Consider the following 13,627-nt stretch of genomic DNA (forward strand, 5'->3'; position numbering starts at 1 on the left):
GCAGCTCGTTGCCTAGTACTAAAAGTAAACTAAAAGACTATAAATAAATTAAAAGCGAGTGGTTAAACTCGCTTTTTCTGTTTGGTTAGATTGAGTCCGAATGGGACAAGGTTCTCTTCTTTTTTCAAAATCCGCTGGATATTTTCCTTGTGACGGATGATGACAAAACTGCCAAGAAAGACGATAATCACTGTAAAGAGCCAGTCGTAGCTTGGCAGGATGATTCCTATTGCTGGAAATAGCAGAGCTCCTAAGATTGCTAAAGCTGCTGCTAAGACGCTAGAGAAGGAAACCATGGACGTCAAGTAGAGTGAACTGGCAAAGATTAGAACGAGATAGAGGCAAAAAGCAGGTGCGACGCCCAGAAGCATACCAGCAGATGTTGCAACCGCCTTTCCACCTTTGAATTGGGCAAAGATAGGGAAAGTGTGTCCCAGTACAGCCATTAACCCAAATACAATCGGAGAAATTCCTTGGGCATGAAAGATCAGCGGAAGCAAGGCTGCCAACGTTCCCTTGAGAAAATCAATTACAAATACAATCGTACCAGCCTTTGGACCTAAAATACGGAATGTGTTGGTTGTTCCAGTATTTCCCGAACCATGCTCACGAATGTTGATATTGAAAAAAGTTTGACCTATCCAAAGTCCTGACGGGATAGATCCCAACAAATATGCAATAAATAGTAAAATAAGATTGACTAACATGTTTTCATTATAGCATATTTTCATCTAATTTAGTCCAAAATCTTATTTTGTGAGCTGTCTCAGCCGATAGGTAACAGAAATATTTTGCAAAAATGCTAAAAAACTTGTAATATAGAAAGGATGATAAGTATGGAGGTCAGTTTTGGCTAAGAAAGAGATTGATATAAATAATTACAATGACGATGCCATTCAGGTATTGGAAGGGCTAGATGCCGTTCGCAAACGCCCTGGTATGTACATCGGCTCCACAGACGGAAATGGCTTGCACCACATGGTCTGGGAGATTGTCGATAACGCTGTCGATGAAGCCCTGTCTGGTTTCGGTGACCGAATTGACGTGACTATTAACAAGGACGGTAGTCTGTCCGTTTCCGACCGTGGACGCGGGATGCCCGTTGGTATGCATGCAACAGGCAAGCCAACAGTTGAAGTCATCTTCACCGTTCTCCACGCAGGTGGTAAGTTCGGTCAAGGTGGCTACAAGACTTCAGGTGGTCTCCACGGGGTTGGTTCTTCGGTGGTCAATGCCCTGTCCAGCTGGTTGGAAGTTGAGATTACCCGTGACGGAGCTGTTTACAAGCAACGGTTTGAGCAGGGCGGAAAGCCAGTCACGACCCTAGAGAAGATTGGTACCGCTCCAAAATCAAAAACAGGTACAAAAGTTACCTTTATGCCTGACGATACCATCTTCTCAACGACGGATTTCAAGTTCAACACCATTGCCGAACGCCTGAAAGAATCAGCCTTCTTGCTCAAGCAAGTCACCATGACTCTGACAGATGAGCGAACAGGTGAGCAGGAGGAGTATCACTATGAAAATGGCGTTCAGGACTTTGTATCCTACCTCAACGAAGACAAGGAAACTCTGACACCTGTCCTTTATTTTGAAGGAGAAGATGCTGGTTTCCAAGTCCAAGTTGCTATGCAGTACAACGACGGCTATTCAGACAATATCCTGTCTTTTGTCAACAACGTTCGGACCAAGGACGGCGGTACCCACGAAACAGGTCTCAAACTAGCCATTACCAAGGCCATGAACGACTATGCTCGTAAGACCAACTTACTCAAGGAAAAGGACAAGAACTTGGAAGGCTCTGACTACCGTGAAGGTTTGTCTGCGGTCCTCTCTATCCTTGTGCCAGAAGAGCATTTGCAGTTTGAAGGACAGACCAAGGACAAGCTGGGTAGCCCGCTTGCTCGCCCTGTGGTGGACGGCATTGTGTCGGACAAGCTGACCTTCTTCCTTTTGGAAAATGGCGAGCTAGCATCTAATCTAGTTCGTAAAGCCATTAAGGCGCGTGACGCCCGAGAGGCTGCGCGTAAGGCGCGTGACGAATCCCGAAACGGTAAGAAAAACAAGAAGGATAAGGGCCTTTTGTCAGGGAAATTAACCCCAGCCCAGTCCAAAAATCCAGCCAAAAATGAACTCTATCTGGTCGAGGGAGATTCGGCCGGAGGTTCTGCCAAACAAGGCCGTGACCGCAAGTTTCAAGCCATTCTACCTTTGCGTGGTAAGGTTATCAATACCGCCAAGGCAAAAATGGCGGACATCCTCAAAAACGAAGAAATCAATACCATGATTTACACCATTGGTGCAGGTGTTGGGTCGGATTTCACTATCGAAGATGTCAACTATGACAAGATTATTATCATGACCGATGCGGACACGGACGGTGCTCACATTCAGACCCTCTTGCTGACCTTCTTCTATCGCTATATGCGACCGCTAGTAGAGGCAGGCCGGGTTTATATCGCCCTTCCGCCGCTCTACAAGATGTCCAAAGGCAAGGGAAAGGCAGAAAAGATTGCTTATGCTTGGTCTGATGGAGAATTAGAAGATCTCCGCAAGGATTTTGGCAAGGGCTTTATCCTCCAGCGCTACAAGGGGCTTGGTGAGATGAATGCCGATCAGCTCTGGGAAACGACCATGAACCCTGAAACCCGTACCCTCATCCGTGTCACCATTGAAGACCTAGCCCGTGCTGAACGCCGTGTGTCTGTCCTCATGGGCGACAAGGTCGAGCCACGTCGCAAGTGGATTGAAGACAATGTGAAGTTTACCTTGGAAGAGAGTACGGTGTTTTAGAAATTGAAATACAATTGTAAGACTACGTTATGAAATTACAAATTTGGAATGAATCTTATAGTCTCCAATGGAAGGGAACCTATTTTCTTGCTTTGTCTGACTATCCTAATATTCAAGATTGGGAATTAGAGAAAATTGTAGCTTTTTTAGCTTATGAGAAACTTTACGGCAGAGAGACGCTAATAGATTGTGAAGACAAAGTAATGCTTGAACAACTTGTCTATTTATCTTGTTGCTCACCCACTGCATTTCCATTTACTCCTTCGAAAAAGATTGTGGCCTCAACATATGATGTTGGTGGTAATTACGTTTATTCGGATTTTTTAAGTCATACGTGTACTGTCGAAACTGCACAAGAGATTTTCATGAGTGGTCAATTATTGTCCGCTGTTCGTGCGTTCAACAAAACTCATCAAGAACTCGTTCAGGATAATCGAAACGCAGCAGGTGATCCAGAAGATTATTTTGATTATGTCATGCTAGGTTGGTCAAATACAAGTTCTGGCTACAGACTTGCAATGGAAAGATTACTAGGTAGAGAACCAACAGAGGAAGAGTTGGGGAATTCTTTTATTCCAGGCGTAAGTTTTCATTTTAAGTACGACGATATAGTCAATGCAGATGGTTATGTTTTTGATGGATACCACCCTGCAAAGGTCAGGGATTGTTTAAGTTTGAAATATTTGTTTGCCTGTATTGTTCCTTCAAGTGAAAAATCTCATTTTGAGACAATTATTCCCCTAGATATGTCTTCAAAAGTTTATTATTTAGACTATGGTCAGGATGGGATGGCAGATTGGTCCCAAAAGGTCTATCAATTTGTTGAAAATATAGCAAACTAATACTATAAACTATTCAATTCGATGATTTGTGATAGGAATCGATTGTTCCTAACGCCGTGTATCTGTCTTTATGGGCGACAAGGTCGAGCCACGCCGCAAGTTGATTGAAGACAATGTTAAGTTTACCTTGGAGGAATCGACAGCTTTTACTAAATAATCTCAGGGAAGTTGAGGTGCCATATGGTTTTAGAAAATAAATTGGAGATTGAAAATTCGGCTGAATTAGCCCGTCTTGAAGAACAAATCAGCAAGAAAAAAGCAGCTCAACTGTTCGAAAATGGTCAGTTATTCCAGATAGAAGTTGGAACCTTTGCCGGTTTGGCACACATTCATCAAGCTTTATTTGAGGATATTTACGACTTTGCAGGTAAGATTCGTGATGTCAACATTGCCAACCAAAGATAATTTTCAATTCGCTCCACGTATCTTTCTTGAGCAGTCTTTGGCCTATATCGACAAGCTACCTCACGAAACCTTTGATGAAATCGTTGAAAAATATGCAGATATGAACATTGCACATCCATTCCGAGAAGGAAATGGACGCAGTATGCGTATCTGGTTGGATTGTATGCTACGGGATAGTTTGGGTAGGGTTGTTGACTGGAATAGCATTGATAAAGATGAATATTTCAATGCAATGGTTAGAAGCCATGTGTCAACAGGAGAGCTTAAATATCTGTTATTGCAAGCCTTAACGGAAGATCTTGGTCAGGCTACTTATTTCAAGGGCATCGACCATTCTTATTACTATGAGGGTTACAACCTATATCGTATTGAGGATTTGTAAATCTAGCATAAACAAATGATGTGAGGTGTTTTATGCCACTAAGAGTAAAATTAACTGACCGTTTTCAAAAACGGTTGTCTGAATGGGCACGAAAGCGCAAGCCATTTAAAAACAAACAGGAGTTGGAAGAGAAATTTGGCCAAGCATTGAAGATTTGGCAATCTTCCAAAACTCGGCAACATGCAGAAAACTTGCTATCTGAGCAAGGAAAATTAGAACATTTTTTACATAGCACGGAACGGAAACTGTCTCGTATGCCTTTTGGCGGAGATAAGTTTGCGGCTATTCCAGGCTTGATTTCCATGGTGCGAAGCTATATCCGTAGAGATTACAGCAAGTTACCCAAAGCGACAATCCTCGCAATTATAGGTGCTTTGATTTATTTTTTCAGTCCTATTGATGCCTTACCAGATTTCATCCTTGGAGCAGGTCTACTTGACGATGCCTTTGTCCTTAATGCCTGTTTGAAATTAATCAAAACAGATGTCGATGACTTTAGAAGCTGGCAAGCAAGCCAGTGGAAGGCGGAAGAGTAGCTATGATAAAGTTTTTAAGAAAAAAGCCAACTATCGAGCAACTTAAGAAAGTTCCTTATGCTTCTCAGTATACAGAGGTTCTACGTTCAATTTGGCGAGCAGATGTGCCTAAATACGGGATTTCTTCTACTTTACAAGGTGAATTACTTCGACAATTAGAAAAACTTCGTTGGGAAGCTCAAGCAAATGGCAATGTCAATTGGTGTGAAGAGCACTCAAACTACTGTCGATTCATAAAGGAGACTCTCTATAAAGGAAAACTCCTTTCTTCTCAACAGAAGCAAGAGTTAGTTTTAATAATGGATTATCTAAAATCGTGTGGTGAATATGCTCAAGCTTATCAAGAAAATTTGATTGATGATGAGGAATTAGAAATTGAGAAATTAGCATATGTTGATGACAATCTTTATGATAGAGTAGGGGATATGATTGCTTTCTTTTATCAGAGAACTTAGGTAAAGAACTAATGTTTAGTTAAGGATATCGCAACAGAAATTGCTATATAAGCTCTCTTCCGTTCCCACTACTTAAGGTGATTATCAAAAAAGTAAAAAAGAAAGAAAATTTAACTTCCCACCAAGAAACAAAGAAAGGAATGTTCGGTTAGTAGAAATAACTGAACACGGGACTGAATCGTCCCTTTGTATCTTAATTTATGTCAAACATTCAAAACATGTCCCTTGAGGACATCATGGGAGAGCGTTTTGGTCGCTACTCCAAATACATTATTCAGGAGCGGGCCCTGCCGGACATTCGTGACGGTCTCAAGCCCGTGCAACGTCGGATTCTTTATTCTATGAATAAGGACGGCAACACTTTTGACAAGGGTTACCGTAAGTCTGCCAAGTCAGTCGGAAATATCATGGGGAATTTCCACCCGCACGGTGATTCCTCTATTTATGATGCCATGGTCCGCATGAGTCAGGACTGGAAGAACCGCGAGATTTTGGTGGAGATGCACGGAAACAACGGTTCCATGGACGGCGATCCGCCAGCAGCTATGCGTTACACCGAGGCTCGCCTTTCGGAAATGGCTGGCTATCTCTTGGCTGACATCGAGAAAAAGACCGTACCATTTGCCTGGAACTTTGACGATACGGAAAAAGAACCCACTGTGCTACCAGCTGCCTTCCCTAATCTCTTGGTCAATGGAGCGACAGGAATTTCAGCAGGGTACGCGACTGACATCCCGCCGCATAATCTAGCGGAGGTCATCGATGCCGTTGTCTACATGATTGATCATCCAACAGCTAAGTTAGAAAAGTTGATGGAGTTCTTGCCTGGACCAGACTTCCCAACAGGTGCCATTATCCAAGGGGCTGACGAAATCAAGAAAGCCTATGAAACTGGTAAGGGCCGTGTCGTTGTCCGTAGCCGTTGTGAAATCGAGCAACTCAAGGCTGGTAAGAAACAGATTGTCATTACTGAGATTCCGTATGAAGTCAACAAGGCTGTTTTGGTCAAGAAGATTGATGATGTCCGTGTCAACAACAAGGTGCCTGGTATTGCCGAGGTGCGTGATGAGTCAGATCGGACAGGTCTGCGGATTGCCATTGAGCTGAAAAAAGATAGCGATGAGCAAACCATTCTCAACTACCTCTACAAATACACCGACCTACAAATCAATTACAACTTTAACATGGTGGCGATTGATAATTTCACACCGCGTCAGGTTGGCTTGCAGAAGATTCTGTCCAGCTACATCGCCCACCGCCGTGAGATTATCATTGCCCGTTCTAAGTTTGACAAGGAAAAAGCAGAGAAACGCCTTCACATCGTAGAGGGTTTAATCCGCGTCGTTTCCATTTTGGACGAGGTTATTGCCCTTATTCGTGCTTCTGAAAACAAGGCGGATGCTAAGGAAAACCTGAAAATCAGCTATGAGTTCAGCGAGGAGCAGGCAGAAGCAATCGTGACCTTGCAACTCTACCGCTTGACCAATACCGACATTGTGACCTTGGAAAATGAAGAAGCAGCCCTACGCGAGCAGATTCAGACCTTGGCAGCTATTATCGGCGATGAGCGGACCATGTTCAATCTTATGAAGAAGGAACTGCGTGAGGTCAAGAAGCAGTTCGGCAATCCTCGTTTGAGTGAATTGCAGGATCAGGCAGAAACGATTGAGATTGATACTGCCAGTCTGATTGTCGAGGAAGAAACTTTTGTCAGCGTGACCAAGGCAGGTTACATCAAACGGACAAGTCCTCGTTCTTTCAATGCCTCAACGCTTGAAGAAATGGGTAAGCGGGATGATGACCAGCTGATTTTCTTGCAGAATGCCAAGACAACTCAGCACCTCTTGCTTTTTACCAATCTTGGAAATGTTATCTACCGACCTGTTCATGAGTTGACAGATATTCGTTGGAAGGACATTGGTGAACACCTGAGCCAGACTCTCATGAACTTTGATACCAATGAAGAGATTATCTTCGCTGAATTGGTAGAGAATTTTGAAGAGGGGACTTATTTCGCGGTGACCAAATACGGTCAAATCAAGCGTGTGGAGCGGAAGGAGTTCACGCCATGGCGGACTTACAAGTCCAAGTCAACCAAGTATGCCAAACTCAAAGATGCAGAGGATGTGGTTATTACTGTATCGCCTGTAGTCTTGGATGACATCATGCTCATGACAGAAAAGGGCTACGCTCTGCGATTTAACATCGAAGAAGTGCCAATCATCGGTGCCAAGGCGGCCGGTGTCAAGGCGGTTAACCTCAAGGACGAGGATGTGGTGGCTGCGGCCTTTATCAGCAATACCAGCTCCGTCTATCTCCTGACCCAGCGTGGTAGCCTTAAGCGGATGGCGACGGAGGAAATCCCTGTGACCAGCCGTGCCAAGCGTGGTTTGCAGGTGCTTCGCGAACTCAAGGCTAAGCCTCACCGTGTCTTTGCGGCAGGTCCAGTCTTGACGGATCAGGGTGATTTTGATCTCTTTAGCACGGCAAATGAAGATGATACGACAAGTCAAATCCTTCACGTGCAGTCCAAAACAGGCAAACTCTATGAGGTTGATGTGACCCAGCTTAGCCTGTCTGAACGCACTAGCAACGGTAGCTTCATTTCGGATACCATTTCCGATGAAGAAGTCTTCAGAGCCTGGATAGACTAAAAAAGATGAAAAGATTGCTCGCAAAGAAGTCTTTTTGCTATACTGTAGAGGAGGTAAATGCTATGAAAATTATCAAATTATTTTTCAGTATAAAAGTCTATCTATGGCTTGTTCTGTCCTTCCTTCTGTTATTGTGTGGTGTATGGGGATACGGCTACATCTCTGGTGAAAAGAGTAATCAGCAGGAAGTGAGTGTCCATGCGGCTATTGAGTCTGTCGAGCAAGTCAATGAATTGGTATTTCTAAATACAGCTGTCCAGAAAATTGTGACCGCTAAAAACTACACGGTCTTATTTGGTCAAGAAATGCCCTTCTCAGAAAAATCAGCCCTCTTAATTATCAAGTACAAAGCAAAATTTGGTATCAAAAGTCCTGTATCCATTGAACATCTTTCTGAAAATCGGTACAAAATTACCCTTCCAGCCTTTGAAGTCATTGGATTGGAATTAGATGCAGAAGAACCTTATACCTTATATGATAAGAGTGGTGAGATACTGAGTTTTGCGACAGAAGAAATCGATACTGCCCAACTCATCACAGATGAATTTCAGTCGGTAGAGCAAGAAAAGTTTTTAGCAGATTATCAGGAAGACATAAAAGAGTCAGCCAAAAACTACTATCAAAATTTATTTAGTGCTATCTCACCTGAAATTCAACTAGAATTTGTTTTTAAAGAGTAAGAGTCTGGTTTACCAGGCTTTTTCTTATATTCACAAAATTTTCTGAATTTTTAATTGAAAATCACTTTCAAAAGTAGTAAAATATTAAAAAATGAATTTGGAGAAACTATATGACAGTGAACATTGACTGGGAAAACCTTGGTTTTTCTTATATGAAACTACCTTACCGCTTCATCGCTCATTTCAAAAACAGCCAATGGTCTGAAGGGCAGTTGACCGAAGATGCGGAATTGCACATTTCAGAAAGCTCACCAGCCCTTCACTATGGCCAGCAGGCTTTTGAAGGCCTTAAAGCCTATCGTACCAAGGATGGAAAACTCCAGCTCTTTCGTCCAGACCAAAACGCTGAGCGCCTGCAACGGACAGCTGACCGCTTGCTCATGGAGCCTGTACCGACGGATCTTTTCATCAAGGCTTGTAAAGAAGTGGTCAAAGCCAATGCAGACTACGTTCCTCCCTATGGAACTGGTGGTACCCTTTATCTCCGTCCGCTCCTGATTGGTGTCGGCGACATCATCGGCGTCAAACCTGCGGAAGAGTACATTTTCACAGTTTTTGCCATGCCGGTTGGTAACTATTTCAAAGGCGGCCTGGCTCCGACCAACTTCCTCATCCAAGACAAGTACGACCGTGCGGCACCAAATGGAACAGGGGCAGCCAAGGTTGGTGGTAACTACGCGGCGTCGCTCTTACCGGGCCAATATGCCAAAAAGCAGGGCTTCTCAGATGTCATCTACCTGGATCCAGCTACCCACACCAAGATTGAAGAAGTGGGGTCTGCTAATTTCTTTGGTATCACAGCTGATAACGAGTTTGTCACACCGATTTCACCATCAATCTTGCCGTCTATTACCAAGTATTCTCTCTTGTACTTGGCAGAGCATCGTCTGGGTATGAAGGCTGTGGAGCGTGAAGTCCTTGTCGAAGAATTAGACCAGTTTGTCGAAGCAGGAGCTTGCGGAACAGCTGCAGTTATCTCACCAATTGGTGGTATCCAGATTGCAGACAAACTCCATGTTTTCCATAGTGAAACAGAAGTAGGACCTGTCACTCGTAAATTGTATGAAGAATTAACAGGTATCCAGTTTGGTGATATTGAAGCGCCAGAAGGTTGGATTGTCGAAGTAGATTAATTTCAGAAGGCTTGCACTTGCAAGCTCTTCTCTTTTTTTGTAGAATAGTAAAAGTGAGGTTTGAAAATGAGTAAAAAAGATAAAAAAATTGAAATTCAGATTGAAGATAGCAAAGTTCTTGTCAATAGAGAAGAGTTCCCTGGCTACCGCCTTGTTATAGGTAAAAAAGTAATTGGAGAAATTGCAGAATTGGCTGAAAATAACTTTGCAGTTATTAAAAACGGAAATACCGAAAGCTTTTACAAAAAATTAGAAAAAGCAGTCGGAAATATTATTGAAAATTATAATTTAAGTCACTAAAAGACTTGTAATAGTCGCTATTTTATGTTAGAATAGTGACTGTTAGTGTACGGAGAGATAGCGAAGAGGCTAAACGCGGCGGACTGTAAATCCGCTCCTTCGGGTTCGGGGGTTCGAATCCCTCTCTCTCCATTGAACAGGATACAAAGGACGTTAAGAAATCCGTACGAAAATAGGAAATTGACGCAGTGTGCTAAACACACAGGGAAGTTTATCTTTTTCACTAGGATTTTAGTCCGTGTTCAACTAAGATACGAGATATGTTCTGGTTTACCAGAAATTTCTGTAGAAAATTAGGAGACTGACGCTGAGTGTTAACACTCAAGGAAGGCTATCTATTTTTCTAAGAAATTAATCTCGAGTTCAATTTCTTATGATTAGTAAATAAATGAATTGTATCTATTTTTTGGGGTATCGCCAAGCGGTAAGGCAAGGGACTTTGACTCCCTCATGCGTTGGTTCGAATCCAGCTACCCCAGTAAAGGTACTAGATATAGTCTAGTTCGTCAAAGATGTCTAATTGTTGTTGTCCTTGCGTGTGCCTTAAATAAAATATATTTTATGTTGGGTCGAAAGACCTGATTGTCGGAGGTTTTTTTATAATGAACGAATTTGAAGATTTGTTGAACAGTGTAAGCGAAGTTACACCTGGTGATGTGGTAACTGCAGAAGTATTGACAGTTGATGCTGGTCAAGCAAACGTAGCTATCTCAGGTACTGGTGTTGAAGGCGTATTGACTCTTCGTGAGTTGACTAACGACCGTGATGCTGATATCAACGACCTTGTAAAAGTTGGTGAAACACTTGAATTGTTAGTACTTCGCCAAGTTGTTGGTAAAGATACAGACACTGTTACTTATCTTGTATCTAAAAAACGTTTGGAAGCACGTAAAGCATGGGACAAGCTTGTTGGTCGTGAAGAAGAAGTTGTTACAGTTAAAGTAACTCGTGCCGTTAAAGGTGGTCTTGCAGTTGAATTTGAAGGTCTTCGTGGTTTCATCCCAGCTTCAATGATCGACAGCCGTTTCACTCGTAACACTGAGCGTTTTGTAGGTCAAGAATTTGATGCCAAAATCAAAGAAGTTGATCCTGCTGAGAACCGTTTCATCTTGTCACGTCGTGACGTTGTTGAAGCTGCAGCTGCAGCTGCACGTGCTGAAGTATTCGGTAAATTGGCAGTTGGTGAAGTTGTGACTGGTAAAGTTGCACGTATCACAAGCTTCGGTGCATTCATCGACCTTGGTGGTGTAGATGGTTTGGTACACTTGACTGAATTGTCTCACGAGCGTAACGTATCTCCTAAATCAGCTGTAACAGTTGGTGAAGAAGTTGAAGTTAAAGTTCTTGCAATCGATGAAGTTGAAGGTCGCGTATCATTGTCATTGAAAGCTACACAGCCTGGTCCATGGGATGGCGTTGAGCAAAAATTGGTAGCTGGTGATGTAATCGAAGGTAAAGTAAAACGCTTGACTGACTTCGGTGCTTTCGTTGAAGTATTGCCAGGTATCGATGGTTTGGTACACATTTCACAAATTTCACACAAACGTGTTGAAAATCCAAAAGACGCTTTGTCAGTAGGTCAAGAAGTAACTGTTAAAGTTCTTGAAGTGAACGCAGCTGATGAGCGTGTATCACTTTCTATCAAAGCTTTGGAAGAGCGTCCAGCAGCAGTTGAAGGTGAAGAAAAAGCTGAAAAACGTGCTCCACGTCCACGTCGTCAAAAACGTGAAGAAAAACGTGATTACGAATTGCCAGAAACTCAATCTGGTTTCTCAATGGCTGATCTTTTCGGTGACATTGAATTGTAATTCATATAAAAACTTGCCTTGTGCAAGTTTTTCCTTTCCACCCTTAGTGTAATGGATATCACGTAAGATTCCGGTTCTTGAGATGGGGGTTCGATTCCCTCAGGGTGGACTAAATTGAAAAGCCTGCATTAACAGGCTTTTTTGTTATATTATATCAAGGAGGCTATGATATGTTACATTTTGAAAATGACTATAACAAAGGTGCCCATCCCGCCTTGCTAGAAGCCTTAGTTGCAAGCAACCAAGAAGGTTTATCTGGATATGGCACTGATAAATATACTGAATCTGCTATCGAAAAAATCAGACTTGCTACGGACTGTCCTCATGCACAAGTTACGTTTTTAGCAGGTGGCACGCAGACCAATCAAATTGTCATTTCGTCTATGTTAGCTTCCTATGAAGGAGTCATTGCAGCGGATACTGGTCATATTGCAGTTCATGAAGCAGGGGCAATTGAATTTACAGGCCATAAGGTGTTGGCCTTACCGCATACGGATGGCAAACTTGTCGCAAGTGAAGTTGAGAACTATATTTCCGATTTCTACGCAGATGCTAATCATGCTCACATGGTTCATCCAGGAATGGTTTATATTTCCCATCCAACAGAGTATGGTACACTTTATAGCAAGTCAGAGTTAGAAGCCTTGTCAACAGTTTGTCGTCATCATAACATCCCGCTTTTTTTAGATGGAGCTCGTTTGGGTTATGGTCTTGCTGCACGCGATACGGATCTTGATTTGAAGACAATTGCAGAGCTGACAGATGTTTTCTACATTGGTGGGACAAAACTCGGTGCCTTGATGGGGGAAGCTTTGGTATTTACAAAGAACAACCAGCCTAAGAATTTCGTATCGATTGTCAAACACCATAGTGCCTTGTTGGCGAAAGGAAGAGTGACAGGTATCCAGTTTGATTGCTTATTTACTGATGACTTGTATCTTGAATTGGGGCGTCATGCTATAGCAATGGCAGAGCAACTGACCCAGATTTTGGAAGAGAAAGGCTTTCAATTCTATCTCAAATCCCCGACCAATCAGCAATTTGTTATTGTTAAGAATGAAGAATTGACTAGATTGACAGAAGTTGGAATTGCCTATGGCTTCTGGGAGAAATACGACGATAGCCACAGTATCATCCGCTTTGCGACCAGCTGGTCAACTAGTCAAGCGGATATTGATGCGTTAAGGAATAGATTATAATTAATAAAAAAGAAAGGGTTAGCCTTTCTTTTTAGTTTGTAAATAATGATAGCGATAAACTGCATAACGTTCAATAAGGCGGTAGCCTATTCCCCCTGCGATTGCATGTACAATCAGGGCAATGTGCAATTCTAGTGGTGCTTTTATAGTGATACCAAATAGAATACCGATTACAGTCCATCCTAGTATCACCCACCATAAGTACTTAAATGGAGCATACTGACCATCCTGGTCTTTAACTTCACTGGAAACCCTGATTGAACAACCGGTCAATACTCCCATGGGGAGCAATGAACGAGTATCAAATGGTTCTGGTAAAAATGACGATAAGGCGAAGATTTGTATAAGCGCAAAAATCAGTAGCCAAACGAAAATCGGCGTTTTTAGAATGACGTATTTCATATTGCACACCTCTTGAAATTAGTATATCAAATCCAAGA

The 13,627-nt window shown here is 42.6% G+C and carries 12 protein-coding genes, 3 tRNA genes and 2 pseudogenes; 15 read left to right on the forward strand and 2 right to left on the reverse strand.

From position 1 onward, the window contains the following. Positions 1-62: 62 nt before the first annotated feature. A complete protein-coding gene (plsY, locus tag YYK_RS03615; protein WP_012775062.1) occupies positions 63-707 on the reverse strand; it encodes a glycerol-3-phosphate 1-O-acyltransferase PlsY in 645 nt (214 codons plus the stop codon). A 142-nt stretch (positions 708-849) separates the two neighbouring features. Between plsY and parE the strand changes: the two genes are divergently transcribed. From parE to YYK_RS03685, 15 genes and pseudogenes are all read left to right on the forward strand, one after another. Beyond that, positions 850-2,793, forward strand: a complete 1,944-nt coding sequence (parE, locus tag YYK_RS03620) for a DNA topoisomerase IV subunit B (protein ID WP_012775063.1) — start codon at positions 850-852, stop codon at positions 2,791-2,793. Positions 2,794-2,822: 29 nt separating this feature from the next. Beyond that, entirely contained in the window at positions 2,823-3,635 is an 813-nt protein-coding gene (locus tag YYK_RS03625; protein WP_011922289.1) for a hypothetical protein, read from the forward strand. A gap of 52 nt (positions 3,636-3,687) precedes the next feature. Then, positions 3,688-3,792: pseudogene (locus tag YYK_RS10550) on the forward strand (toprim domain-containing protein); the annotation flags it as partial. Between the two features lie 23 nt (positions 3,793-3,815). After that, positions 3,816-4,422, forward strand: a pseudogene (fic, locus tag YYK_RS03630) (protein adenylyltransferase Fic). 32 nt (positions 4,423-4,454) lie between these two features. After that, positions 4,455-4,958: a YkvA family protein gene (locus YYK_RS03635; protein ID WP_012775064.1), complete on the forward strand. Its 504-nt coding sequence runs from the start codon at positions 4,455-4,457 to the stop codon at positions 4,956-4,958. Positions 4,959-4,960: 2 nt separating this feature from the next. Further along, entirely contained in the window at positions 4,961-5,413 is a 453-nt protein-coding gene (locus YYK_RS03640; protein ID WP_012775065.1) for a hypothetical protein, read from the forward strand. Positions 5,414-5,613: 200 nt separating this feature from the next. Continuing rightward, positions 5,614-8,067: a DNA topoisomerase IV subunit A gene (gene parC / locus YYK_RS03645; protein ID WP_012775433.1), complete on the forward strand. Its 2,454-nt coding sequence runs from the start codon at positions 5,614-5,616 to the stop codon at positions 8,065-8,067. 62 nt (positions 8,068-8,129) lie between these two features. Next, the gene (locus tag YYK_RS03650) at positions 8,130-8,747 is read left to right on the forward strand and encodes a DUF4230 domain-containing protein (protein ID WP_012775066.1); all 618 of its coding nucleotides are present in this window, start codon (positions 8,130-8,132) and stop codon (positions 8,745-8,747) included. 110 nt (positions 8,748-8,857) lie between these two features. Then, complete coding sequence (locus tag YYK_RS03655) at positions 8,858-9,880, forward strand: branched-chain amino acid aminotransferase (RefSeq protein ID WP_012775067.1); 1,023 nt, start codon at positions 8,858-8,860, stop codon at positions 9,878-9,880. A 66-nt stretch (positions 9,881-9,946) separates the two neighbouring features. Next, the gene (locus YYK_RS03660) at positions 9,947-10,180 is read left to right on the forward strand and encodes a DUF2969 domain-containing protein (protein ID WP_012775068.1); all 234 of its coding nucleotides are present in this window, start codon (positions 9,947-9,949) and stop codon (positions 10,178-10,180) included. A 51-nt stretch (positions 10,181-10,231) separates the two neighbouring features. Continuing rightward, positions 10,232-10,312, forward strand: a tRNA-Tyr gene (locus tag YYK_RS03665). A 275-nt stretch (positions 10,313-10,587) separates the two neighbouring features. Beyond that, positions 10,588-10,659 (forward strand) — tRNA-Gln (locus YYK_RS03670). A gap of 123 nt (positions 10,660-10,782) precedes the next feature. After that, positions 10,783-11,988, forward strand: a complete 1,206-nt coding sequence (gene rpsA, locus YYK_RS03675) for a 30S ribosomal protein S1 (RefSeq protein WP_012775069.1) — start codon at positions 10,783-10,785, stop codon at positions 11,986-11,988. Positions 11,989-12,025: 37 nt separating this feature from the next. After that, positions 12,026-12,097, forward strand: a tRNA-Arg gene (locus YYK_RS03680). Between the two features lie 61 nt (positions 12,098-12,158). After that, positions 12,159-13,187 (forward strand): threonine aldolase family protein, encoded by a 1,029-nt coding sequence (locus tag YYK_RS03685; RefSeq protein ID WP_011922304.1) that lies wholly within the window; start codon positions 12,159-12,161, stop codon positions 13,185-13,187. An 18-nt stretch (positions 13,188-13,205) separates the two neighbouring features. On the opposite strand, the gene YYK_RS03690 is transcribed toward YYK_RS03685, so the two are convergent. Further along, on the reverse strand, positions 13,206-13,589 hold the full coding sequence (locus tag YYK_RS03690; RefSeq protein WP_012775070.1) for a hypothetical protein: 384 nt from the start codon (positions 13,587-13,589) through the stop codon (positions 13,206-13,208). Positions 13,590-13,627 lie beyond the last annotated feature (38 nt).

The organism is Streptococcus suis S735, from assembly GCF_000294495.1.
GTDB classification, from domain to species: domain Bacteria; phylum Bacillota; class Bacilli; order Lactobacillales; family Streptococcaceae; genus Streptococcus; species Streptococcus suis.